The following is a 22682-nucleotide window of genomic DNA, read 5'->3' as shown; positions in this document are numbered from 1 at the left end:
AGCAGGAAAAGAGATTCAGTGTCCCGACGATTCGACGTCACGCAGGCCGACATCCGCGATCTCGTCCTCGACGAGTGCGCGCGCGTCGTCGAGGCGGGCAACCTCCTCGTCATTCCCACCGACACGGTCTACGGCATCGCGGCCGACGCCTTCAACGCGTCAGCCGTCGCGGCCCTGCTCACGGCCAAGGGCCGGGGGAGGAACATGCCGCCGCCGGTGCTCGTCCCGCGCGCGGAGACGGTCTTCGGGCTCGTCGACGGCGTCGACGAGACGGTGCTCGCGCTCACCGCGAAGTTCTGGCCTGGACCGCTGACGATCATCGCGAATGCCCAGCCCTCCCTCGATTGGGACCTCGGGGACACCCACGGCACCGTGGCCGTGCGGATGCCCGACGACGAGTACGCGCTCGCGCTGCTCGGCCGGACGGGACCGCTCGCCGTCTCGAGTGCGAACACCACGGGAGAGCCGGCGGCCACCTCGGCGGATGCGGCCCAGGACATGCTCGGATCCGATGTCGAGATCTACCTCGACGGCGGCGGGCGCGACTCCGGTCAGTCCTCGACGATCATCGACCTCTCCGGCGACGTCCCCCGCATCGTCCGCAACGGGCCGATCACCGCAGAGCAGCTGCGGGAGATCGTGCCCGACCTTCGCGACCTGGACGGCTGAGTGCGCGCCTACCTCTTCATCCTCGTCGTCTCCGCGCTGGTGGCGTACCTGCTCACGCCCATGGTCAAGCGGGTCGCCGAGCGCGGGCTCATCTTCTCCCCGCTGCGCGAACGCGACGTCCACTCCGTGCCCACGCCGAGGCTGGGCGGAGTCGCGATGTTCGGGGCCGTCATCGTCGGCCTCCTCTTCGCCTCCCAGACGCCGTTCCTCCAGCGGATCTTCGTCGAGATGGGCCCGATCATCGGCATCGCCGGGGCCGCCGGACTGCTCTGTCTGCTCGGGATCATCGACGACATCTGGGACCTCCACTGGATCACGAAGCTCGCCGGCCAGGCACTGGCGGCGGGCTTCATGGCGATCAACGGCGTCGCCCTGCTCTCGATCCCCTTCGGCGGGGTGATCATCGGCAGCCCGCGGATGTCGATCATCGTCACGATCCTCGTCGTCCTCGTGACGATCAACGCCGTGAACTTCGTCGACGGACTCGACGGGCTGGCCGCCGGGGTCGTCGCGATCGGCGGCAGCGCCTTCTTCATGTACTCGTACTGGCTCGCCCGCGACGCCTCCCCGGACTCGTATGCGAACCTCGCCTCGCTCATCATCGCGATCCTCGTCGGGGCGTGCCTCGGCTTCCTGCCGCACAACTTCAACCCGGCCCGCATCTTCATGGGCGACTCCGGCTCGATGCTCATCGGTCTGCTGCTCGCCGCCTCGACGATCCGGGTCACCGGTCAGGTCGATCCCGCCCTCATCGGACAGGAGCGCGTCTTCGCGACGTACCTGCCGATCATCCTGCCCATCGCCGTGATGTTCCTGCCGCTGCTCGACCTCGGGCTCGCCGTCGTCCGCCGGCTCATGGCCGGGCAGTCGCCGTTCTCCGCCGATGCTAAGCACCTCCACCACCGGATGCTCCGCCTCGGGCACTCCCACGCCCGGGCCGTCCTCATCCTCTACACGTGGACGGCGCTCATCGCCTTCGGCTCCGTCATGCTCCTGCTCGTCCCGGCCGTCTCCGTCGTCATCGTCGTCGGCCTGCTCTTCGCCGTCACCCTCGTCTTCACCTTCTACCCGCTGCGCGCCCGCCGCCATGCCAGAGAGGAAATCTCGTGACCGACCCTCAGCCGACCTCGGAGACCGCCGTCCAGGCCGCCTGGACCCGCGTGTGGAGGACGATGCTCATTCGCGGGGCGATCCTCGTCCTCGTCGTCGCCGCCGCCGGCATGGGCATCGGCTGGCTCGTCTCGGGCAGCGCCGGGCTCATCGGCGGGGCGATCGGCGGGGGACTGGCCGCCGTCTTCATCGTCGTCACACTCGTCATCATGTACCTCGGACGCAATCTCGGGCTCACCGCGATCGCGGGGTTCCTCGGGCTCGGCTTCCTCTTCAAGGCGTTCATCTTCATGATCGTCATCTGGCGGCTCAAGGACGCCGTGTGGCTCGACGGCACGGTGGCCTTCTTCACGATCGTCGCAGCCGTCATCGGCTCCTCACTCGTCGAGGCGATCACCGTCGTCAAGGCGCGGGTGCCCTACGTCGATCCCGAAGCGGGACGGTCCCGCTGATCCGTCCATATGCCGAGCATCCACCGCTGCCAGGATTCGCTCAGCCAAGCCGCAAGGATTTGTCGGCAGCTCTCTACCGTTGGTAGAGTAGTTCCGGTGCTGGAGCCGTGTCGCTCCAAGTCGCTCCTGATCTTGATCCCCGCGCTCCTCGCGCGGCCGAAGGCCAGGCCATTTCCGGCCGATGACCATGGGAGAGAAACGTAAACGTGGGTAAACTCAACGCCGCGCAAACACTGATCCAAGCCGCTGAAGGCGGATATCACGCCCCGTCGATGGCGGAGTTCTTTCCCGCACCGTTCGCTTTCATCGGCACGCCGTTCGAGATGAACCGCGTGATGCTCATCCGCATCATCGCCACGATCGCCGTCGTCGTCGTCCTCGCCATCTGGGCGAAGCGGATGAAGCTCATTCCCGGCCGGTTCCAGTCGGCCATGGAGCTCGCCATGGAGTTCGTCACCGTCGGCATCGCCGAGGACACCATGGGCAAGGAGAAGGCGAAGAAGTTCATGCCGCTCATCGTGGCGATCTTCTTCGGCGTCCTCTTCTGGAACGTCACGAAGCTCATCCCGTTCTTCAACATGCCGGCCACCGGCGTCATCGGACTGCCGATCGTCCTCACCCTGACCGTCTACGTCACCTACCACTGGGCGGGCATCGCGCAGAAGGGACTCGGCGGGTACCTCAAGTCGGCGCTCATCCTGCCGAACGTGCCGTGGCCGATGCACATCCTTCTCATCCCCATCGAGTTCATCACGAAGTTCATCACGCAGCCGTTCACGCTCGCGATCCGACTCTTCGCGAACATGATGGTCGGCCACCTCCTCCTCGTCCTCTGCTTCTCCGCGACGAGCTTCTTCCTCTTCGACGCCAGCAACGGCTTCCAGTTCTTCTCGATCCTCACCTTCGCCGGCGGCTTCTTCGTCTTCCTCCTCGAGATGCTGATCGTCGTCCTCCAGGCCTACATCTTCGCTCTGCTCTCGTGCGTCTACATCAACGCCGCGATCTCGGACGACCACTGAGTCGTTCCCACAGTCTGTAACCACGTGTTGCAAGGCCGGGCCAACCCCCCGGCCGACATATGAAAGGAAAGCATTCAATGGATATGCTCGCTGAAGTCAACGGCAGTATCGCCACCGTCGGATACGGCCTCGCCGCGATCGGCCCCGGTATCGGCGTCGGCATCGTCATCGGCAAGACCATCGAGGGAACCGCTCGCCAGCCCGAGATGGCCGGTGCACTCCGCGGAAACATGTTCCTCGGTATCGCTCTGATCGAGGCGCTGGCCCTCATCGGCATCGCGACCCCGTTCTTCCTGCCCTGATCCAAAAGATCCGAAGAGGACTAAACGATGACTCCGGTACAAATTGTTGCAGCGTCTGAGAACCCGCTTCTCCCGGCGCTGTATGACATCGTCTGGAGTGCCGTCTGTCTGCTGATCGTCTTCCTGGTTGTCTGGAAGTACGTCCTCCCCGCCTTCAACAAGACACTCGACGAGCGTGCTGAGCGCATCCAGGGTGGCATCGAGAAGGCCGAGAAGGTGCAGGCCGAAGCCGATCAGGCTCTGGCCGAATATCAGAAGCAGCTCGCCGACGGTCGTGCGGAAGCCGCACGACTGCGCGCCGAGGCTCAGGAAGAGGGCGCTCAGATCATCGCCGAGATGAAGGCACAGGCTCACTCCGAGGCTGATCGCATCATCGCGCAGGCGCAGGTCCAGATCGACGCGGAACGCCAGTCCGCCATGGTGCAGCTGCGCAGTGAGGTGGGCACGCTCGCCACCGATCTCGCCTCCCGCATCGTCGGCGAATCGCTCACCGATGACACCCGGTCCGCCGGCGTCGTCGATCGCTTCATCGCCGATCTCGAAACGCAGTCGTCCGGCCAGCCGGTCAAGGGGGCGTGATGCTCCAGTCGAGCAGGCTGTCCCTGCAGGCCGTCCTCGAGGCCGCGAACGCTGAGATCGCCACCGGCAACGCCCGCGAGATCGGCGAGTCGCTGCTCGGCGTCGTCGGCGTGCTCGCCGACAACCTCGGCCTGCGCAAGGCACTCGCGGACTCCTCGGAGTCCGCGGAGAAGAAGCAGGGCCTGCTGCGCGCCGTCTTCGGCGCCCAGGTGCCCGAATCCGCTCTCACGATCGCCTCGGTGGCGGTCGGCCAGCGGTGGGCGCGCACGCAGGACTTCGTCACGAGTCTCGAGGTCGCCGGAGTCACGGCGATCGCGGCCGCGGCTCAAGAGCTCGGCCAGCTCGGTCAGGTGGAGGAGGAGATCTTCCGCTTCGCCCGACTGCTCGAGAGCGATCATGAGCTCTCGCGGGCGCTCGACTCCGATGCCGGGGCAGACGCCAAGCGCGCACTCGTGGAGAACCTGCTCGCAGGCAAGGCCTCGCCGGACACGATCACGCTCGTCGAGCACGCTGCGGTCCATCCGCGCGGGCTGCGCGTGGCGATCGCCCTCGACCACTTCAGCGACATCCTCGCCGCGCGCCAGCAGCGGTCCGTCGCCGATGTCACGGTGGCCAAGCCGCTGACGCCCGCGCAGACCGAACGCCTCGCTGCGGCGCTGGCTGCCAACTACGGTCGTGAGCTCGTGCTCAACGTCCAGGTCGATCCCGAGGTCCTCGGGGGAGTCCGGGTGCAGGTCGGCGACGAGGTCATGAACTCGACCGTCGCGGACCGTCTGGCAGAGGTCCACCGCAAACTCGCAAGCTGATCACGCTCGCCGGCAGATCCGGCGGCACAGGCGGCCCACCGGTCGTCGGACACACGTTCTGAGTAAAAGGAAGCAGGGAAACCACAATGGCGGAACTGACAATTCGCCCGGAGGAGATCCGGGACGCTCTGGGGAAGTTCGTTGAGTCGTACAACCCCGAGAGCTCGGAGAAGACTGAGGTCGGAAAGGTCGTCACCGCAGGTGACGGCATCGCCCACGTCTCAGGTCTGCCGGGCACCATGGCCAACGAGCTCCTCCGTTTCGAAGACGGCACCCTGGGCCTGGCCCAGAACCTCGACGAGCGCGAGATCGGCGTCGTCGTCCTCGGCGACTTCGCGGGCATCGCGGAGGAGCAGGACGTCTACCGCACCGGTGAGGTCCTCTCGATCCCCGTCGGCGACGGCTACCTCGGTCGCGTCGTCGACCCGCTCGGTCGCCCGCTCGACGGCCTCGGCGAGGTCGAGACCGACGGCCGTCGCGAGCTCGAGCTCCAGGCCCCCGGCGTCATGGACCGCCAGGAAGTGCGCCAGCCGCTGCAGACCGGCTACAAGGCCGTCGACGCGATGATCCCCGTCGGCCGCGGCCAGCGTCAGCTCATCATCGGCGACCGCAAGACCGGCAAGACGGCTCTCGCGATCGACACGATCATCAACCAGCGCGACGCCTGGGCGACCGGTGACCCCGAGCAGCAGGTCCGCTGCATCTACGTCGCCGTCGGTCAGAAGGGCTCGACCGTGGCGAACGTGCGCCGTTCGCTCGAAGAGAACGGTGCGCTCGAGTACACGACGATCGTCTCGGCCCCTGCTTCCGACCCCGCGGGCTTCAAGTACCTCGCGCCCTACTCCGGTTCGGCCATCGGCCAGCACTGGATGTACAACGGCAAGCACGTCCTCATCGTCTTCGATGACCTCTCGAAGCAGGCCGAGGCCTACCGCGCCGTCTCCCTTCTGCTCCGCCGCCCGCCGGGCCGCGAAGCCTACCCGGGTGACGTCTTCTACCTCCACTCGCGCCTCCTCGAGCGCTGCGCGAAGCTCTCCGACGCCCTCGGCGCCGGCTCGATGACCGGTCTGCCGATCATCGAGACCAAGGCCAACGACGTCGGCGCGTTCATCCCGACGAACGTCATCTCGATCACCGACGGACAGATCTTCCTCCAGTCGGATCTGTTCAACTCCGGTCAGCGTCCTGCCGTCGACGTCGGCGTCTCGGTCTCCCGAGTCGGCGGTGCCGCGCAGACGAAGGCGCTCAAGAGCGTCTCCGGTACGCTCAAGCTCTCGCTCGCGCAGTACCGGTCGCTCGAGGCCTTCGCGATGTTCGCCTCGGACCTCGACGATGCGACCAAGCGCGACCTCGCCCGCGGTGCTCGCCTCATGGAGATGCTCAAGCAGCCGCAGTTCGACCCGATGCCGTTCGAGAAGCAGACCGTGTCGATCTTCGCCGGCACCAACGGCTACCTCGACGATGTCGCCGTCTCCGACGTGCTGCGCTGGGAAGCCGAGATGCTCGACACCGTCGAGCGCAAGACCGAGATCCTCACCGTCATCCGCGAGACGCAGAAGCTCGAGGACGACGTCCGCGAGCAGCTCGAGAAGGCGCTTGACGAGTTCAACAAGAACTGGGTCGCTGACGAGAACGACGGCAGCAAGGCCGGCGCTGAGGACTCGTCCGTCGCCTCCTCCGATGACGTCGAGCAGGAGCAGATCGTTCGGCAGAAGCGTTGAACCTGATCTGTAACGGCGAAAGGAAGAACTGATGGGAGCCCAGCAGAGGGTCTTCAAACAGAAGATCCGCTCGACTCAGTCCTTGAGGAAGATCTTCAAGGCCATGGAGCTCATCGCCGCGTCCCGGATTCAGAAGGCGATCGCGCGTTCGCAGGCGGCCAGCCCGTATGCCAACGCCCTGACCCGCGCTGTCTCCGCCGTCGCGAGCGAATCGAACGTCGACCATGTGCTGACCTCGGAGCCGGACCATGTCACCCGCGCCGCGGTGCTCGTCATCGGTCCGGACCGGGGCTTCGCCGGAGCCTACTCCGCCAACCTCATCCGGGAGTCCGAGGAACTCGTCCGCCTGCTCAAGCAGGAGGGCAAGGAGGTCGCGCTCTACACGGTCGGCGGCAAGGCCGAGAGCTACTACACGTTCCGCGATCGTCCGATCGTCGAGGCGTGGACCGGGTTCTCGGAGAACCCGACCGCCGAAGATGCCCGGAAGATCGGCGAGGCGCTGCTCAAGGCCTTCGAGACCGACGCCGGCGACGGCGGGGTCCAGGAGATCTACATGGTCTTCACGCGATTCGTCTCCTCGGTCAAGCACGATCCCGAGTACCGGCGCCTGCTGCCGCTCGAAGTCGTCGACGCCGACGAGGCGACGACCTCGGGCAGCACCGGAGGCGGCGGGTCGGATGCCGGCACGATGCCGCTCTACGAGTTCGAACCGAGCGCGGAGGCCGTCCTCGACGCCCTCCTGCCGCGGTACATCGACTCGCGCATCCTCTCGGCACTGCTGTCCGCCTCGGCGTCCGAACAGGCCTCGCGTCAGGCGGCGATGAAGACGGCGACGGACAACGCCGACGACCTCATCAAGACCTACACCCGGCTGGCCAACTCGGCCCGTCAGGCGGAAATCACCCAGGAACTCACCGAGATCGTCGGTGGGGCCGACGCCCTTGCGGCATCGGCAGCCGGCGACTGACCGGTACGAGCAGAGAAGAAAGAGACCATGACTGCCACAGTTACGGATAACTCCCCGGCACAGGGCACAGCCCTCGGTCGCATTTCCCGGGTCATCGGCCCGGTCGTCGACGTCGAGTTCCCGCTCGATTCCGTGCCGGAGATCTACAACGCACTGACCACGACGGTTGAGCTCTCGGAGGGCACGCGCAAGCTCACCTTCGAGACCAGCCTCCACCTCGGCAACGGCATCGTCCGCGCCGTGTCCCTGCAGCCGACCGACGGCCTCGTCCGCGGCCAGGAAGTCGTCGACACCGGCGCGCCGATCTCGGTGCCCGTCGGCGACGTCACCAAGGGCCACGTGTGGAACACCACCGGTGACTGCCTCAACCTCGCCCCCGGCGAAGAGCTCGACATCACCGAGCGCTGGCCGATCCACCGTCCCGCTCCGGCCTTCGACGAACTCGAGTCGAAGCAGGAGGTCCTCGAGACCGGCATCAAGAGCATCGACCTGCTCACCCCGTACGTCCAGGGTGGAAAGATCGGCCTCTTCGGCGGCGCGGGTGTGGGCAAGACCGTCCTCATCCAGGAGATGATCTACCGCATCGCGCACAACCACAACGGCACCTCGGTGTTCGCCGGTGTGGGTGAGCGCACCCGTGAGGGCAACGACCTCATCTTCGAGATGGACGAAGCCGGAGTCTTCGGCGACACCGCCCTCGTCTTCGGTCAGATGGACGAGCCGCCGGGCACGCGTCTGCGCGTGGCCCTGGCCGGGCTGACGATGGCGGAGTACTTCCGCGATGTCGCGAACCAGGACGTCCTCCTGTTCATCGACAACATCTTCCGCTTCACCCAGGCCGGTTCCGAGGTCTCGACGCTGCTCGGCCGCATGCCCTCGGCTGTGGGCTACCAGCCCAACCTCGCCGATGAGATGGGTGTGCTCCAGGAGCGCATCACCTCGACGCGCGGTCACTCGATCACCTCGATGCAGGCGATCTACGTGCCGGCCGACGACTACACCGACCCGGCTCCGGCGACGACGTTCGCGCACCTCGATGCGACGACCGAGCTCAACCGCGACATCGCCTCGCGTGGTCTCTACCCCGCTATCGACCCGCTGACCTCGTCCTCGCGCATCCTCGACCCGCTGGTCGTCGGCGAGGAGCACTACCGCGTGGCCAACGAGGTCAAGGCGATCCTGCAGAAGAACAAGGAGCTGCAGGACATCATCGCGATCCTCGGCGTCGACGAGCTCTCGGAAGAGGACAAGCTCGTCGTCCACCGTGCCCGCCGCATCGAGCAGTTCCTCTCACAGAACACGTACACCGCTGAGAAGTTCACGGGTGTTCCGGGTTCGACCGTTCCCGTGGCCGACACCGTCGCGGGCTTCGCGAAGATCGTCTCCGGTGAGGTCGACTACATCCCGGAGCAGTGCTTCTTCAACGTCGGCGGCATGGACGATGTCATGCGCAACTACGAAGAACTGCAGAAGAAGTAAGCCATGGCAGTCCTCGATGTCAACGTCGTCGCAGCCGACCAGGAGGTGTGGGTCGGTGAGGCCAAGCGCGTCATCGCCCGCACCCTGGACGGCGAGATCGGCATCCTGCCCGGTCACGAACCCGTTCTCGGTGTCGTGGCCGATGGTGAGGCGAGGATTCTCACGACCTCGGACGAGACCGTCCGAGTGCAGGCCGACGGGGGATTCCTCTCGGTCGAGAACAATCGCGTCATCATTGCGGCTGATCAGGCCGAACTTCTCTGATCAGTCAATTACACTTGGCAACCGTGAACCCTTCCGTCCTGCTCATCGTTCTGCTTTCGCTGGTGGGACTGGCTCTTGCCCTCATCGTCGTCGTGACGATCCGGCGCAGGTCGATCTCGAAGTTGTCGGGTGCCTTTGACTGTTCGATCAACGTGGGCGAGGAATCCAGTTCCCGCCCACGTTGGCGTTTGGGCGTCGCGGTGTTCGCCGTCAGCTCGCTCGACTGGTATCCCGTGTTCGCTCTCAACCGGCGCGCGGCAGTGCGTCTGCCGCGCGCCGACCTCGACATCCTCGTGCGGCGCAAGCCCACCTCGGGGGAGCAGTACTCGGTGCTCCCCGACGCGGTCGTCGTCGACTGCTCGTACGGCAAGGCCGACGGGCGCCCGCGCAATGTCTCCCTGGCGATGGACACCGAGTCGCTGTCGACGATGGCCTCGTGGCTCGAGTCCTCGCCCCCCGGCTTCAATCCGACGATGGGACGGTTCACCTGATGGAAGTCTTCCGCCTCACCGGCCCCACGCAGCTGCGCGGCACCGTCGACGTGCGCGGTGCGAAGAACAGCGTCCTCAAGCTCATGGCGGCGAGTCTGCTCGCCGTCGGCAAGACGACGATCACGAACGTTCCCGCGATCCTCGACGTGCGGATCATGGTCGAGCTCCTCAGCCGCCTCGGATGCACCGTCGACTACGATGCCGAAGCCGGAATCGTCAGCATCGACGTCCCCGCCGAGGTGGGGATCCAAGCCGACTACGAACTCGTCCGCGCGATGCGGGCCTCGATCTCCGTCCTCGGACCGTTGACGGCGCGGATGCATTCGGCGCATGTGGCGCTGCCCGGCGGCGATGCGATCGGCTCCCGCGGCCTCGACATGCACCAGGCCGGACTCGAAGCCCTCGGCGCCCATGTGCGGCTCGAACACGGCTACTTCGTCGCCGAGGCCCCCGGCGGCCTGACCGGCACGGACATCGCCCTCGATTTCCCCTCCGTGGGAGCCACGGAGAACCTCGTCATGGCAGCGACCCTGGCCTCGGGCGTGACGACGATCGCGAACGCGGCGAAGGAGCCGGAGATCGTCGACATCTGCCTCATGCTCGTCGAGATGGGCGCCCGGATCGAGGGGATCGGCACCGCCGATCTCACGATCACCGGCGTCGACGCCCTGCATCCGGTCGTGCACCGCACCGTCGGCGACCGCATCGTCGCCGGCACCTACGCGTTCGCCGCGGCGCTGAGCGGGGGAGACGTCACGGTGCGCGGGGTCGGCCTCGACATCATGCCCAACGTCGCGATCAAACTCCGCGACACCGGCGCGACGGTCGACGACCTCGGCGACATCACCCTGGGTGACGGCACGCAGGGCAAGGGCTTCCGCGTCATCGGTCCCGAGCGTCCCCACGCGATCCGCGTCGCGACGATGCCGTTCCCGGGCTTCCCGACCGATCTCCAGCCCTTCGTCATTGCGCTCAACTCGGTCTCCGACGGCGTCGGGCTGCTCTCGGAGAACCTCTTCGAGGCGCGCTGGCGCTTCGTCCAGGAGGTCGCCCGCCTCGGTGCGAAGGTCCGCGTCGACGGCAATCATGCCCTCATCACCGGGGTCGACGAGCTCTCCGGCGCCGAGGTGGAGGCCTCCGACATCCGCGCCGGTGCCGGTCTCGTCCTCGCCGGTCTGCGGGCGGCCGGGATCACCGAGGTCTCCGGAGTCGATCACATCGACCGCGGCTACGAGGGCTTCGTGCAGAAGCTCCAGGCGCTCGGCGCCGACATCGTCCGCGTCAGCCGCGCCGACCGCCTCAGCTTCGACTAAGCTCCCTCTCGCACGGTGCGGCGACTCATCGGTCGTCGCTCAAGCCGCCCGTCGGTCAAGCCCGCCAGCACGTTTCGAGACTTCCCGCACATCCGCGAGCTCACTCCAGGCTGACCGCGGATCGCCGGTGTTGCACGCCTGGCTATCCGCGCTACGCCGTGACCGGCACCACCCGGGCGCTCACTCCAGGCTGACCGCGGATCGCCGGTGTTGCACGCCTGGCTATCCGCGCCACGCCGTGACCGATACCTCCGGCGTACTCGTGCCGGTTGACTGTCCACAGGCGCGTTCGCCGCTCATTAGTTATCCACAGGGCATTTTGATGCTCTTGCGGTTCGGATGCGTTCTGTTCCATGCTCGATTGCATGTATGCGTGCTTGGAGACTTCGGATCTGGTGGCGGCGAACTGGAACACCCATCAGATCAGATCTGCCGTCGATTGCTGCCTGCGGCGACTCCGGCGGGGACGATACGTCGTCACGCGTGCGTGCGACAATCCGTCGCACGCTTTCGTCGCAGCGATCGCGGAGGCGGAGGAGACCGCGTTGCCCCATGAGACCACGGGGATGCTCAAGCGCGGAGAGGATCTGAGGATTCTCGTCCGGTCATTCGTCCCCGACCTGCCGCATGACGCAGTGTTCTCCCATCGCAGTGCGCTGCTCGTCCACGGCCTGTCCGTGCCGTATGTCGATAGGGGTGAGGTGTACGTCGAAGTCGCGAGCCCTCGCAGCTCGGTCCGCCAGAGGGATCTCGTGGTCCGCCGACGGTCCCTGCAGCCCGACACCATCGAGATCGTCGACGGGATTCCGGTGACGACGGTGGTGCAGACGCTCCTCGATCTCGCCAGGGATTGTCCGTTGGCGTTCGCCGTGGCTGTTGCGGATGCCGCGGTGCGCTTGGGGCGGGTGTCTCTCGAGGAGTTCCGAGCGCACCAGTTGGCGCATCCTGTGCGGACCCGCCAGTCGCGGATCTCAGCGGTGCTGGAGAACATCGACGGGCGGCGTGAAACGGTGGCCGAGTCGATCTGCGCCGTTCGATTCGTCGAGTATTCGATACCGGGGTTCGAGCCGCAACTCGTCGTCTGCGACGCCGATGGTCGCTTCCTCGCTCGGTCCGACTTCGGCAACGAAGCGGTCAAAGTCATTGCCGAGTTCGATGGCGCCGGCAAGTACTATATCGATGACGGTGATCCGCACCGAGCCTTCGAACGCGAACGGAAGCGGGAGTACGCCCTGCGGAACGAGGGGTGGTTGGTCTTCCGCATTCGATGGGCCGATCTCTTCAGCGCAGACCTCTTCCTCAGGATCAAAGAGGCGGTGCGGATCCGCGAGACGGAGATCGCCGCGCGAGACCGACTCGCAGGCCCGATTCACGGCGCGCAGTGAGGGCGATCCAGTCGTCGGTCAAGCCGCAGCGCGGATAGCGGGGCGTGCACGGCCCGCCATTCGCACTCCCGCTTGATCGATAGGTAATGGGCGCCGAGGCGGTCAGAAGAGGCGCGTCTCCGGGTCGTCCATCCCGCGCAGGGCGTCGTAGTCGAGGACGACGCAGCGGATGCCGCGGTCCTCGGCGAGGGTGCGCGCCTGCGGCTTGATCTCCTGCGCGGCGAAGACGCCGGTGACCGGCGAGAGCAGCGGGTCGCGGTTCATCAGCTCGAGGTAGCGGGTGAGCTGTTCGACGCCGTCGATGTCGCCGCGGCGCTTGATCTCGACGGCGACGGACTTCTGCGCCTCGTCGCGCGCGAGGATGTCGACCGGCCCGATGGCCGTCATGTACTCGCGGCGGACCAGGCTGTAGCCCGAGCCGAGGGTGTGGATGTGCTCGGCGAGGAGCTCCTGGAGGTGGGCCTCGACGCCGTCCTTGACGAGACCGGGATCGACGCCGAGGTCGTGGTTGGAATCCGAGAGGACCTCGGCGACGGAGATGACGAGGCGGTCCCCGGTCTTCGCCTGCGCGACCGTCCACACTTCGCGCAGTCCTGCCTCGGCCTGTTCCTCGGTCGCCGGTGCGATCTGGACCGAGCACGGGGGAGTCATCCAGTTGAGCGGCTTGTACGATCCGCCGTCGGAGTGGATGAGGATCGAACCATCGGCCTTGAGCATGATGAGGCGGGTGGCCATGGGCAGATGGGCGGTCAGACGACCGGCATAGTCAACAGAGCATTCAGCTATCACGAGGCGCACCCGTCACACACTACGTGAGAGAATCGGCTTATGCCACGATCGAACTCCTCGCGTCGCCGGAACAAGTGGAGCACTCCCGGCCGGGACCTCTCGGAGTCCGTCGGCGGGCTGCGTCGCAGCCGCGATCTGCCCGACGGCACGTGGTCGGTCCAGCAGGTCGCAGGCAATGCCAGCGGCAAGGTCTACGTCTGTCCCGGGTGCGGTCAGAGCGTGTCCGCGGCGACAGCGCACATCGTCGCGTGGCGGCAGAGCGCCCCTCACGGTATCGACATCGGCGTCGACGCGCGCCGGCACTGGCACACCCGCTGCTTCGAGAAGTTCCGCTGATAGCAGCACGCCGGACACGCGAAAGGGGACCCACTGCAGTGGGTCCCCTTTCGCGTGTCCTCGTCTCACTCAGGCGCGTGAGCAGGAGGCTCAGCGCAGAGAGTTGCGCGTGCGCGCGGCCTTCGACCGCCCCGCGCCGTCGTTCGCCGAGGCGGCCCCGCCCGAACCCTGCGTCCCGGGCGTGGTGCCGGAGACCTGGGCGTCGATGGCGATCGTCTCGGCATCGGTGGCGCCGTTGGGCAGTTCCGAGGTGTCGACATCGGACTCGACCGATTCAGTCGTCGCCTCGTCGACGGTCGTCTTCTGGGCAGCTGTCGCACCGCTCTGATCGGCAGCGGTCTTGTCAGCCGAGCCCTTGTCCGCGGGGCTCTTGTCGGCCGTGCCCTTGTCCGCCGAACCTGCCGCAGCGGCTCCCTTGGCGGAGCCTGCCTTGGCGTCGGCGCCCTTCTTCGCGGCGTCCCGCTCCTCAGCGGCATCGGCGGCGAGGAGATCGGCGAGCGTCTCCCCGTCGGCGATCTGCTCGGTCGCGTGCGTCGCGGCTTCGGCCTTCGCCGGATCGACGGCGTCGCCGCCCATCACACCGGGCATCGCGAAGAGCGAGCGGAGCTGGTCGAGCTGCGCGGTGATCGTCTTGCGCTGCTTCGTGAGCAGATCGACCTGCGACTGCGCCGAGGCGACGTTGCGCTTGGCCTCGGCCGCCGACTCCTCGATCGTCGCCTCGGCCGTGGCGCGAGCCTCGGAGATGAGCGTCTGCGCCCGGGCCTTGCCGTCGGCGATGATCTCGTCGGCCTTCTTCACGGCATCGGCGCGCGTCGTCTCGGCGCGCTCGGCCGCCGTCTTCGCATCGGCGTCGGCCTTGGCCGCGCGGGACTGGGCCTCCTCGATGAGCTTCTTGTTCTCCGTCTGCGCGGTGTCGTAGCGCTTCTTCCGCTCGGCCTCGGCGTCCTTGCGCTTGGCGGCGAGTTCGACCTCGAGGTCGTTCGCAGCCTTCTTCGACGCCTCGTCGCGGGACTTCGCGGCGGCGAGGAGCTCATCGGCCTGGGCCTGTGCGGCGGCGATGGTCTCATCGGCCTGGGTCTTGGCCTCGGCGCGGAGGTCGGTGGCCTCCTTCTCCGCGGCGGCGCGGAGCTCGGCGATCTCGTGCTCGAGGCTCTCGCGGGCCTCCTTCGACGCGGCGTCGTTGGCCTCCTTGGACTGGAGGGACTCGCGCTCGGCGGTGGCCTTGAGCTCGGCGGCGCGATTCTCCGCGGCCTTGACGGCCTCCTCGGCGCGCAGCTCCGCGGAGCTGATGATCGCGTCGGCCTCGGAACGGGCGCTGCTGAGGGTGTCGTTGCTCTCGGTGTGCATCCGCGCGCGCGCGGATGCCGCCTCGGCGCGGGCCTTGTTGCGGATCGTCTCGGCATCGGAGTTCGCCTGGGCCAGCGTCTCGCGGGCCTGGGATTCGGCGATCTTGAGGAGATGGTCGATGCGGGATCCGGGAGGACCGGCCGCCTCGGCGTTCTCATTGGCCGCCTTCTTCAGCTGTGCCTTCGCCTCGGACAGCTCACCGGCGATCTGGAGCTTCGCTCGATCGGCGTTGATGACCTGACTGCGGGCATCCGACAGCGCCTTTCGCACGGATTCGATCTCCGTGCGCAGCTGCTGCAGTCGGGAATCGACTTCGCTCTTCTCGTACCCGCGCATCGCTGTGCGGAATTCTTCGGTGGGCGTCACTGAAGCTGACTCCTGTCGTCTCAAGGGGATGTTGTCGTGCCTGCGCGCTCCCCACTCTATCGGACTCAAGATGAGTGTTGTGTCCGAATCCGGCGGTCGGAACGGGACTGTGCACCGGTGCGGTGACCCCGCGCACAACAGCTGCAGCGAGTGGACCGCGGGGCCGCCTCGGCGAACAGGAACGATGCTCGGTGGGCGCGATATCCGGGGTCGCACGCCCCCGCGGCACCCCAGTGATCAGTGCCACAGAGGGCTCGGTTACCCTGGGAGCAAGCAGCTCACCGCCGTGCAGCACCTGCCCGGGGCGAGGACATCCTTGATCAAGGAGGAAACATGACTGAAGCAGTGATCGTCTCAGGCGCGCGCACACCGTTCGGCAAGCTCTCGGGAGCCCTGGGATCGCAGACCGCGGTCGACCTCGGGGCGGCCGCGATCAAGGGGGCCCTCGACCGTGCGGGCATCTCCGGTGATGAGGTCGAGTACGTCATCATGGGACAGGTCCTCCAGGCCGGCCTCGGTCAGGGTCCGGCACGTCAGGCCGCGGCCCAGGCGGGCATCCCGATGAGCGTGCCCGCGATCACGATCAACAAGCTCTGCCTCTCGGGCATCAACGCGATCACGCAGGCCGCGCAGCTCGTCCGCGCCGGGGAGTACGACGTCGTCGTCGCCGGTGGCCAGGAGTCGATGACGCTGGCCCCGCACCTGCTCGAGAAGTCGCGGGCCGGGTACAAGTACGGCGATGTCGTCGCCAAGGACCATATGGACTACGACGGCCTCTGGGACGCGTTCACCGACCAGGCGATGGGCGGGCTGACCGAGGAGGCGAACAAGGGCGATTCCGAGTTCAGTCGTGAGCAGCAGGACGCGTTCGCCGCGCAATCGCACCAGCGTGCCGCGGCCGGATGGGAGTCCGGCGTCTTCGAGAACGAGGTCGTGCCCGTGACGATCACCAGCCGCAAGGGCGAGACGACGGTGACCGACGACGAGGGCGTGCGCCCGGACACGACGCCCGAGTCGATGGCGAAGCTGCGTCCGGCCTTCCGCAAGGACGGGGCGATCACCGCGGGCAACGCCTCGCAGATCTCCGACGGTGCGGCCGCCGTCGTCGTCATGTCGAAGGAGAAGGCCGAGGAGCTCGGGGCGCCGATCCTCGCCGAGATCCGCGCGCACGGATGGACCGCCGGTCCGGACTCGACGCTCCAGCACCAGCCCTCGCAGGCGATCCGCGCGGCCGCCGAGAAGGAGGGCGTCGCCCCCGACTCGTTCGACCTCTACGAGATCAACGAGGCGTTCGCCGCCGTCGGACTCGCGAGCACGCAGGACCTCGGCATCGATCCCGAGAAGGTCAACGTCAACGGCGGTGCGATCGCGCTCGGCCACCCGATCGGGGCCTCCGGGGCCCGCATCGTCCTCACGCTCGCCCTCGAACTCCAGCGCCGAGGCGGCGGCACCGGTGTCGCGGCGCTGTGCGGCGGCGGCGGCCAGGGCGATTCGCTCATCATCTCCGTTCCCGCCCAGAGCTGAGGTCCGATGGCGGCGGCGCGGGTGGTGAGTGTCAGCAGCGACGCGGAGCATGCGTTCTCGAAGCCTGTCCGCGACGCGATCGACCTCGTCGAGGGCATNNNNGGGGTCACCGTCCAGCATCGCTCCCGCCTCACCCGCACGCCCTCGGCGCCGAACCTCCGTCAGGTCCATCTTCTCCACGCGGAGCTCTTCGACCGCCTCGGCGCCGCCGGGTTCGCCGTCGGCCCCGGGCAGCTGGGTGAGAACATCACGACGCTCGGCCTCGATCTCCTCGCGCTGCCGGTGGGCACGCGCCTGGGCATCGGGGACGCCGTCGTCACGCTCACCGGTCTGCGCAATCCGTGCGCGCAGATCGACGGACTGATCCCCGGACTGCTGGGGCAGGTCGTCTTCCGCGACGACGAGGGCCAGACCGTGCGCCTGGCAGGTGTCATGGGCATCGTCTCGACCAGCGGCACGGTGCGACCCGGGGACGCGGTGACCGTCGAGCTGCCGGACGGCGAGCCCCACGCCTTGGCGCCCGTCTGACCCACCTCGGCGAGCTGACCGGAGCACCGCCGCAGCGTTTCCTCGGCCCCGAACTGACGACACCTGACACGACAGCAGACCAGCCACGACAACAGGAAGGCATCACGATGCTTCTCGCATTCTCCGTCGCCCCCTCGGGCACCGGCCGCAGCGACGGCTCCGTCCACGAGGCCGTCGCGGCGGCCGTCGAGGTCGTCCGCGCCTCCGGGCTGCCCAACCGCACGACGAGCATGTTCACCGAGATCGAGGGCGAATGGGACGAGGTCTTCGACGTCGTCAAGCGCGCCACCGAGGCGGTCGCACCGTTCGGCTCCCGCATCTCCCTGGTCATCAAGGCCGACATCCGCCCTGGTCATGACGGGGAGATCGAGGCCAAGGTCGACCGCCTTGAGGACGCTCTCGAGGCGCGGAGGAAACTTTCCGACGAGTAATCGGTGACAGGCGCGCCGAACGGGTCTATCGTCGGATTCAGGAAGAAGGAGGATGACCCATGAAAAACGGATCCGCGTATTTCACCACAGCCACTGCTCTGACCATGATCGCCCTGCTCGGGTTCATGATCGCCGGCTTCTTTCCGCTCGCGGCCGAAGTGGCCTTCGGCGTCGAAGCCCTCGCCGTCATCCTCGCCCTGACCGGCGTCGTCATCCTGGCGTTCGTCACGGTGCGCAAGGCGCTCGAGAAGGCCGGCAGCACCCACTGAGCTGACGACACCTCGGCGGTCCCGCATCCTCCACCCGGTCATCTGACCAGGCGGGGGAGTGCGGGGCCGCTTTCGTCTGCCCGGCGGCGATCGGTTACGATGTGTGGGCCTCCGTAGCTCAGTCGGATAGAGCAACCGCCTTCTAAGCGGTAGGTCGCGGGTTCGAGCCCCGCCGGGGGCGCACAGTCCAGGGCAATTGTCGCTCGTCACGGCGTGCCTGGTGGAGCTCAGCTGTGAAAACGTGGAAAGTGGATGCGTGATGACAGACAGCGGAAATGCCGTGACGCCACCCGTGGGCGGAGCTCTCGCCGATATCGCGAAGAGGATCTCCGAGACCCGCTTCACCCTGCAGACCGACGACGCGGCCGAGGGCCGCCGTCTGCTCGGATCGCTCTCGGCTGAGATGACCGACTTCATCCTCCCGCGGATCAACCGCGCTCCCGCACCGTTCCTCATCGCCGTCGGCGGGTCCACCGGGGCCGGCAAATCGACACTCGTCAACTCGCTCATCGGGCGTGCGGTCAGCCCCGCCGGTGTGCGACGCCCGACGACGGCCAACCCGATCGTCATCCACAACCCCGCCGACGCGAAGCACTTCGAGGCCCAGACCTTCCTCGCCGACCTGCCGCGCAGCACCGATCCGGCCTCGCCGACCCCGGCGCTCGTCCTCATCCCCGATGCCGACATCGCGCCGGGCACCGCGATCCTCGACTGCCCCGACATCGACTCGATCGCCGAGGCGAACCGGGACCTCGCCCGCCGCATCCTCATGTGCGCCGACCTCTGGCTCTTCGTCACCACCGCCAACCGCTACGCCGACGCCGCGCCGTGGACCCTGCTGCGCGATGCCGCGCAGCGGAGCACCTCGGTGGCCATCGTCCTCGACCGGGTGCCGCCGGAGGCCAACCGCGAAGTCCGCCACCACCTCTCCCATCTCCTCTCCGAGGCGGGACTGGCCCAGTCGCCGATCTTCTCCGTCGCCGAGCTCCCGCTCGAGGACGGGCTGCTCCCGCACACGGCCGTCTACCCGATCCGCTCGTGGATCCAGGAGGTGAGCTCCGAAGCCGAATCCCGGAACCGGATCCGGCGGCGCACCCTGACCGGGTCGATCGCCGCGCTCCCGGCCCGCGTCGACACCCTCGCCTCCTGCGCCGAGTCCCAGGAGGAGGCGCACGCCGAGCTCGCCCGCATCGTCGACGAGCGCTTCCGCGCCGCCCACGACGGGCTTTCCACGGTCGTCTCCGACGGCCGGATCCTCCAGGGGGCGGTCAACGCCCGGTGGCAGGACTTCGTCGGCACCGGGCAGCTCTTCCGCGGTCTCGAACCGACGATGGCCCGCATGCGCGACCGGATCTCCGCCGCCGTGACGGGCAAGCACGATGCCGCCTCGCCGCTGCACATCGCGATCCTGCGCAGTGCCGCGATCTCCCTGCGCGAAGCCGCCGTCGACGTCGTCGACCGGGTGGTCGACGACTGGGGCCGCACCCCGGCCGGTGCCGCTCTCGTCGAATCCGATCCGGGCCTGCGCGCCCCGACGAGCGAACTCGAGGACCGGGTCAAGGAGGCGGTGAGCGGCTGGTCGAACGAGGTCAACACCCTCGTCCGCGACATCGGTCAGGGGAAGAAGTCGAAGGCGAGGATCCTCTCCTTCGGCGTCAACGGCGTGTGCGCGGTCCTCGAATACGCGACCTTCTGGGACCCCCAGCACGCCCGGGCCGCGGACGCGCAGGCCGCCGGTCCCGGGGTCGCCCTCAACCTTGCGGGAACGATCTTCGGCGAACAGGAGGCCGTCAGCCTCATCGCCTCGATCAGGGACCGCTTCCTCACCGCGGCTGCCGGCATCGTCGGCGACTGCCGCGTCCCATTCGACAGCGCACTACGACTGACAGCGGTGCCCACGCGGCAGTCCGGAGCCCTCCGAACTGCCGGTGCCCGCCTCGAGGAGGCATTGTGAACGATTCGGCACAGTCCGAGATCCGCCGGCTGGCCGAGGGCATCCGCCACTCGCTCGCGCTCGACCCCGACAAGGTCAGCCCCGACGTCCGCGCCGATGCCCAGAGCCTGCTCGAGCGCGCCGACGATCGCCTCGACCTCGGCGAGGACTTCACCGTCGTCGCCTTTGCCGGCTCGACGGGGTCGGGCAAGTCCTCGCTCTTCAACGCCGTCGCCGGCCTCGACATCGCCCGGGTCGGCGTCCGCCGTCCCACGACCTCCCGTCCCACCGCGTGCGTCTGGGGAGAGGGCGGCCGGGAGATCCTCGACTGGCTCAAGGTGCCCGAGCGCAGCCGCACGTGGCGTGAGTCCGCGCTCGACGGCGACGACCAGCGCCGCCTCCACGGGCTCATCCTCCTCGACCTGCCCGACCACGATTCGACGGCCGTCGAGCACCGCGTCGAATCCGACCGCCTCGTCGGGCTCGTCGACGTCGTGTTCTGGGTCGTCGACCCGCAGAAGTACGCGGACTTCTCCCTCCACTCGGAGTACCTGACGAAGCTCGCGGAGAACAGTTCGAACATGGTCGTCGTGCTCAACCAGGTCGACAAGCTCAGCCCCGACGAGCAGAAGGCCGCCGCCGATCATCTCCGGCAGCTGCTCGCCGAGGACGGGCTCACCGACACCGAGGTGCGGCTGTCCTCGGCCGTGACCCGCGAGGGCATCCCGCAGCTGCGGTCGATCCTCGCCGACACCCTCGACTCGAAGCAGGCCGCGGCCGAACGGCTGCTGGCCGACATGCAGGCGATGGCCCGGCGGATCAAGGCGGAGCTCGGCGACCCGGTCGCCACCCCGGACGAGCTGCCGGGTGCCTCCCATCTCGTCGAGACGATGTCCGAGGCCGCCGGTGTCGAGGCCGTCGCGCAGACCGTTCACGACGACTACATCCGCCGCGCCTACAAGCGCACCGGTTACCCGCTGCTCGCGTGGATGCAGCGCAACGCCCCCGACCCGCTCGGGGCCAAGCACGGGCTGACCCGCGATGAGCTCATCCGCGCCTCGGTGCCGGCGACGAGCAAGACGCAGAGCTCGCAGGTCCGGCTCATGGCCCACGACCTCATCACCGAATCCGTCTCGACGCTGCCGCGTCCGTGGCAGACTGCCGCCGCCGAGGCGGAGAAGCAGAGCACGAACCAGCTCGCCGACACCCTCGACTCGGCCGTCACGGCTGTGGACATCGAGCGTCGCACCCCCGGCTGGTGGTCGTTCGCCGGCTTCCTCCAGATCGTCTTCTTCGTCGCCACCGTCATCGGTCTCCTCGGCCTCATCGTCGTCGCGGCCCTGACGTTCGCCGTTCCCGGAGCCCTTCCCGGGTGGACGTGGGCCGTCGTCATCGGTCTCCTCGTCGTCGGGATCCTCGGCTCGGTCATCACCTCGGTGATCGCCCGCAACGCGCGGAACAAGGGGGCGGACGAAGCCGCCGAAGCGGTCGATCGGGACCTGCGCACCGCCGTCGCCCAGGCCGCGCAGAGCTCCTACCTGCAGCCGGTGAACGCGGTCATCGCCGAGCACCGCGACGCGTACGAGAGACTCGCCTGAGACTCGAGCTCACAGGCGGCACGACTCGCGTGCAGATGCCCTGTGGACGGCCACGCGCTGTCCACAGGGCATCGTCGCACTCTCGACAGAACGGGGCAGCGCGCGCTTCGCTGGAACACCCACGGCGGGAATCGAGCGTGTCTGCGCCGACGAGGCAGCAGACCCCCGATCGCGTCTCGCCGACCGTGCGAAGAGAAGCGAGGAAGCAATGTCGACCATCCCCATCAACGTCTGCGGCACCGTCGCGACCGTCCCGAATCTGAGGACTCTGCCCACCGGACGCCCCTGTGCGTCGTTCCGGCTCGCCGTCAACCACTGGAAGCTCGACAAGTCGACCGGCGAATTCGCCGAGGACGGCACCTCCTGGTTCGGCGTCGACTGCTACGGCACCCTGGCCAGCAACGTCGGCACGTCGGTGGAGCAGGGCACGACGGTGCTCGTCCAAGGACACCTGCGCAATCGCGAGTGGGCCAGCGGAGAGCGGTCCGGGATCGCACCGACGGTCATCGCCGATCACATCGGCCCCGACCTGCGCTTCGGCACGGCGCACTATCGAAAGTCGGCGACGACGCGACCGCGGCCGGCCGAGCCGGCCGGTGACGCGCAGGCGACTTCCGGATGGGGTGGACTCCCGGAACCCGGCGAGGCCCCGCGCACTGCGACGGCCGACCCGTCCGGCCCCGGTGCCGGCGGGGAGGGATCCGGACCCGACGCCGAGGGGGAGGGACCCGACTTCGCGGGGCTGCCCGCCGGGGCCGGCGGCTGGTCGCCTGCCGCGGTGCCGTCCGACACGGCGCACGGACAGGCCGCGGAGACCGACGGGTACGCGGGAAGCGAGGACACCGAACCCGATGAGACCGACCCCGATGAGACCGCATCCAATGAGACCGGCGAGGACACCGACACCGGCGCAGGCGACGGGCAGGGGAGGGATCCCGCGATCGCCGAGGCGACGGCGGCCGCCGCGGCACCGTTCTGACCGTCCGGGGCCGGCTGGAGAGCAG

At 67.9% G+C, this 22682-nt stretch carries 24 protein-coding genes and 1 tRNA gene; 23 read left to right on the top strand and 2 right to left on the bottom strand.

Translation table 11 applies throughout. The features are described from left to right. Positions 1-18: 18 nt before the first annotated feature. The 14 genes from ABD154_RS02045 (at position 19) to ABD154_RS01980 (ending at position 12557) form a co-directional block, all read left to right on the top strand. Positions 19-669, top strand: coding sequence for an L-threonylcarbamoyladenylate synthase (locus ABD154_RS02045; RefSeq protein WP_140955146.1), 651 nt, complete (start codon positions 19-21; stop codon positions 667-669). Then, positions 670-1779: an MraY family glycosyltransferase gene (locus ABD154_RS02040; protein ID WP_198498593.1), complete on the top strand. Its 1110-nt coding sequence runs from the start codon at positions 670-672 to the stop codon at positions 1777-1779. After that, positions 1776-2231, top strand: coding sequence for a Cg1360 family ATP-synthase-associated protein (locus tag ABD154_RS02035; RefSeq protein WP_198498594.1), 456 nt, complete (start codon positions 1776-1778; stop codon positions 2229-2231). The genes ABD154_RS02040 and ABD154_RS02035 overlap by 4 nt, the downstream gene beginning before the upstream one ends. Positions 2232-2437: 206 nt before the next feature. Beyond that, the gene (gene atpB, locus ABD154_RS02030; protein ID WP_344249745.1) at positions 2438-3250 is read left to right on the top strand and encodes a F0F1 ATP synthase subunit A; all 813 of its coding nucleotides are present in this window, start codon (positions 2438-2440) and stop codon (positions 3248-3250) included. A gap of 77 nt (positions 3251-3327) precedes the next feature. Next, complete coding sequence (gene atpE / locus ABD154_RS02025) at positions 3328-3552, top strand: F0F1 ATP synthase subunit C (protein WP_198498596.1); 225 nt, start codon at positions 3328-3330, stop codon at positions 3550-3552. 27 nt (positions 3553-3579) lie between these two features. After that, entirely contained in the window at positions 3580-4131 is a 552-nt protein-coding gene (locus ABD154_RS02020; protein WP_137825931.1) for a F0F1 ATP synthase subunit B, read from the top strand. Further along, positions 4131-4937 carry a F0F1 ATP synthase subunit delta gene (locus ABD154_RS02015; protein ID WP_198498597.1) on the top strand — a complete coding sequence of 269 codons (807 nt, stop codon included), beginning with the start codon at positions 4131-4133 and terminating at the stop codon, positions 4935-4937. Before ABD154_RS02020 ends, ABD154_RS02015 begins: the two co-directional genes overlap by 1 nt. Before the next feature lie 86 nt (positions 4938-5023). Next, positions 5024-6658 carry a F0F1 ATP synthase subunit alpha gene (atpA, locus tag ABD154_RS02010; RefSeq protein WP_198498598.1) on the top strand — a complete coding sequence of 545 codons (1635 nt, stop codon included), beginning with the start codon at positions 5024-5026 and terminating at the stop codon, positions 6656-6658. Between the two features lie 31 nt (positions 6659-6689). Continuing rightward, entirely contained in the window at positions 6690-7625 is a 936-nt protein-coding gene (locus ABD154_RS02005) for a F0F1 ATP synthase subunit gamma (RefSeq protein WP_140955141.1), read from the top strand. A 27-nt stretch (positions 7626-7652) separates the two neighbouring features. After that, positions 7653-9104: a F0F1 ATP synthase subunit beta gene (atpD, locus tag ABD154_RS02000; RefSeq protein WP_140955140.1), complete on the top strand. Its 1452-nt coding sequence runs from the start codon at positions 7653-7655 to the stop codon at positions 9102-9104. A gap of 3 nt (positions 9105-9107) precedes the next feature. Further along, complete coding sequence (locus tag ABD154_RS01995; protein WP_137825936.1) at positions 9108-9368, top strand: F0F1 ATP synthase subunit epsilon; 261 nt, start codon at positions 9108-9110, stop codon at positions 9366-9368. A 23-nt stretch (positions 9369-9391) separates the two neighbouring features. Then, positions 9392-9859 (top strand): DUF2550 domain-containing protein, encoded by a 468-nt coding sequence (locus tag ABD154_RS01990; protein ID WP_137825948.1) that lies wholly within the window; start codon positions 9392-9394, stop codon positions 9857-9859. Continuing rightward, positions 9859-11172: a UDP-N-acetylglucosamine 1-carboxyvinyltransferase gene (gene murA, locus ABD154_RS01985; RefSeq protein WP_198498599.1), complete on the top strand. Its 1314-nt coding sequence runs from the start codon at positions 9859-9861 to the stop codon at positions 11170-11172. Before ABD154_RS01990 ends, murA begins: the two co-directional genes overlap by 1 nt. Before the next feature lie 377 nt (positions 11173-11549). Beyond that, positions 11550-12557, top strand: a complete 1008-nt coding sequence (locus ABD154_RS01980; RefSeq protein ID WP_344249737.1) for a hypothetical protein — start codon at positions 11550-11552, stop codon at positions 12555-12557. Between the two features lie 102 nt (positions 12558-12659). Here ABD154_RS01980 and nucS read toward each other — a convergent pair whose 3' ends face one another. Beyond that, positions 12660-13355: an endonuclease NucS gene (nucS, locus tag ABD154_RS01975; RefSeq protein WP_198498601.1), complete on the bottom strand. Its 696-nt coding sequence runs from the start codon at positions 13353-13355 to the stop codon at positions 12660-12662. A gap of 30 nt (positions 13356-13385) precedes the next feature. On the opposite strand from nucS, the gene ABD154_RS01970 reads away from it, so the two are divergent. After that, positions 13386-13682, top strand: a complete 297-nt coding sequence (locus tag ABD154_RS01970) for a hypothetical protein (RefSeq protein ID WP_232623572.1) — start codon at positions 13386-13388, stop codon at positions 13680-13682. A 90-nt stretch (positions 13683-13772) separates the two neighbouring features. On the opposite strand, the gene ABD154_RS01965 is transcribed toward ABD154_RS01970, so the two are convergent. Continuing rightward, entirely contained in the window at positions 13773-15395 is a 1623-nt protein-coding gene (locus ABD154_RS01965; RefSeq protein ID WP_198498602.1) for a coiled-coil domain-containing protein, read from the bottom strand. Between the two features lie 333 nt (positions 15396-15728). Between ABD154_RS01965 and ABD154_RS01960 the strand changes: the two genes are divergently transcribed. From ABD154_RS01960 to ABD154_RS01925, 8 genes are all read left to right on the top strand, one after another. Next, a complete protein-coding gene (locus ABD154_RS01960; RefSeq protein WP_198498603.1) occupies positions 15729-16919 on the top strand; it encodes an acetyl-CoA C-acetyltransferase in 1191 nt (396 codons plus the stop codon). A 6-nt stretch (positions 16920-16925) separates the two neighbouring features. Then, entirely contained in the window at positions 16926-17447 is a 522-nt protein-coding gene (locus ABD154_RS01955; RefSeq protein WP_344249733.1) for an MOSC domain-containing protein, read from the top strand. 107 nt (positions 17448-17554) lie between these two features. Beyond that, positions 17555-17878 (top strand): thiamine-binding protein, encoded by a 324-nt coding sequence (locus tag ABD154_RS01950; protein WP_137825943.1) that lies wholly within the window; start codon positions 17555-17557, stop codon positions 17876-17878. 59 nt (positions 17879-17937) lie between these two features. Next, entirely contained in the window at positions 17938-18147 is a 210-nt protein-coding gene (locus ABD154_RS01945) for a hypothetical protein (RefSeq protein ID WP_198498605.1), read from the top strand. Between the two features lie 107 nt (positions 18148-18254). Further along, positions 18255-18328: transfer RNA gene (locus tag ABD154_RS01940), tRNA-Arg, on the top strand. A 78-nt stretch (positions 18329-18406) separates the two neighbouring features. Then, the gene (locus ABD154_RS01935) at positions 18407-20101 is read left to right on the top strand and encodes a dynamin family protein (protein ID WP_344249728.1); all 1695 of its coding nucleotides are present in this window, start codon (positions 18407-18409) and stop codon (positions 20099-20101) included. Next, positions 20098-21678 (top strand): GTPase, encoded by a 1581-nt coding sequence (locus tag ABD154_RS01930; protein WP_198498606.1) that lies wholly within the window; start codon positions 20098-20100, stop codon positions 21676-21678. The genes ABD154_RS01935 and ABD154_RS01930 overlap by 4 nt, the downstream gene beginning before the upstream one ends. A 208-nt stretch (positions 21679-21886) precedes the next feature. Next, the gene (locus ABD154_RS01925) at positions 21887-22657 is read left to right on the top strand and encodes a single-stranded DNA-binding protein (protein ID WP_198498607.1); all 771 of its coding nucleotides are present in this window, start codon (positions 21887-21889) and stop codon (positions 22655-22657) included. Positions 22658-22682: the final 25 nt, after the last annotated feature.

The organism is Brevibacterium sanguinis (assembly GCF_039528855.1).
GTDB lineage: Bacteria > Actinomycetota > Actinomycetes > Actinomycetales > Brevibacteriaceae > Brevibacterium > Brevibacterium sanguinis.
This window is presented reverse-complemented; position numbering and strand designations above follow the sequence as displayed.

Coding starts and splice junctions, on each gene's coding strand:
- atpE (WP_198498596.1), top strand. CDS start 3,328: ATGGATATGCTCGCTGAAGTCAACGGCAGTATCGCCACCGTCGGATAC.
- ABD154_RS02020 (WP_137825931.1), top strand. CDS start 3,580: ATGACTCCGGTACAAATTGTTGCAGCGTCTGAGAACCCGCTTCTCCCG.
- ABD154_RS02015 (WP_198498597.1), top strand. CDS start 4,131: ATGCTCCAGTCGAGCAGGCTGTCCCTGCAGGCCGTCCTCGAGGCCGCG.
- atpA (WP_198498598.1), top strand. CDS start 5,024: ATGGCGGAACTGACAATTCGCCCGGAGGAGATCCGGGACGCTCTGGGG.
- ABD154_RS02005 (WP_140955141.1), top strand. CDS start 6,690: ATGGGAGCCCAGCAGAGGGTCTTCAAACAGAAGATCCGCTCGACTCAG.
- atpD (WP_140955140.1), top strand. CDS start 7,653: ATGACTGCCACAGTTACGGATAACTCCCCGGCACAGGGCACAGCCCTC.
- ABD154_RS01995 (WP_137825936.1), top strand. CDS start 9,108: ATGGCAGTCCTCGATGTCAACGTCGTCGCAGCCGACCAGGAGGTGTGG.
- murA (WP_198498599.1), top strand. CDS start 9,859: ATGGAAGTCTTCCGCCTCACCGGCCCCACGCAGCTGCGCGGCACCGTC.
- ABD154_RS01970 (WP_232623572.1), top strand. CDS start 13,386: ATGCCACGATCGAACTCCTCGCGTCGCCGGAACAAGTGGAGCACTCCC.
- ABD154_RS01960 (WP_198498603.1), top strand. CDS start 15,729: ATGACTGAAGCAGTGATCGTCTCAGGCGCGCGCACACCGTTCGGCAAG.
- ABD154_RS01950 (WP_137825943.1), top strand. CDS start 17,555: ATGCTTCTCGCATTCTCCGTCGCCCCCTCGGGCACCGGCCGCAGCGAC.
- ABD154_RS01945 (WP_198498605.1), top strand. CDS start 17,938: ATGAAAAACGGATCCGCGTATTTCACCACAGCCACTGCTCTGACCATG.
- ABD154_RS01935 (WP_344249728.1), top strand. CDS start 18,407: ATGACAGACAGCGGAAATGCCGTGACGCCACCCGTGGGCGGAGCTCTC.
- ABD154_RS01925 (WP_198498607.1), top strand. CDS start 21,887: ATGTCGACCATCCCCATCAACGTCTGCGGCACCGTCGCGACCGTCCCG.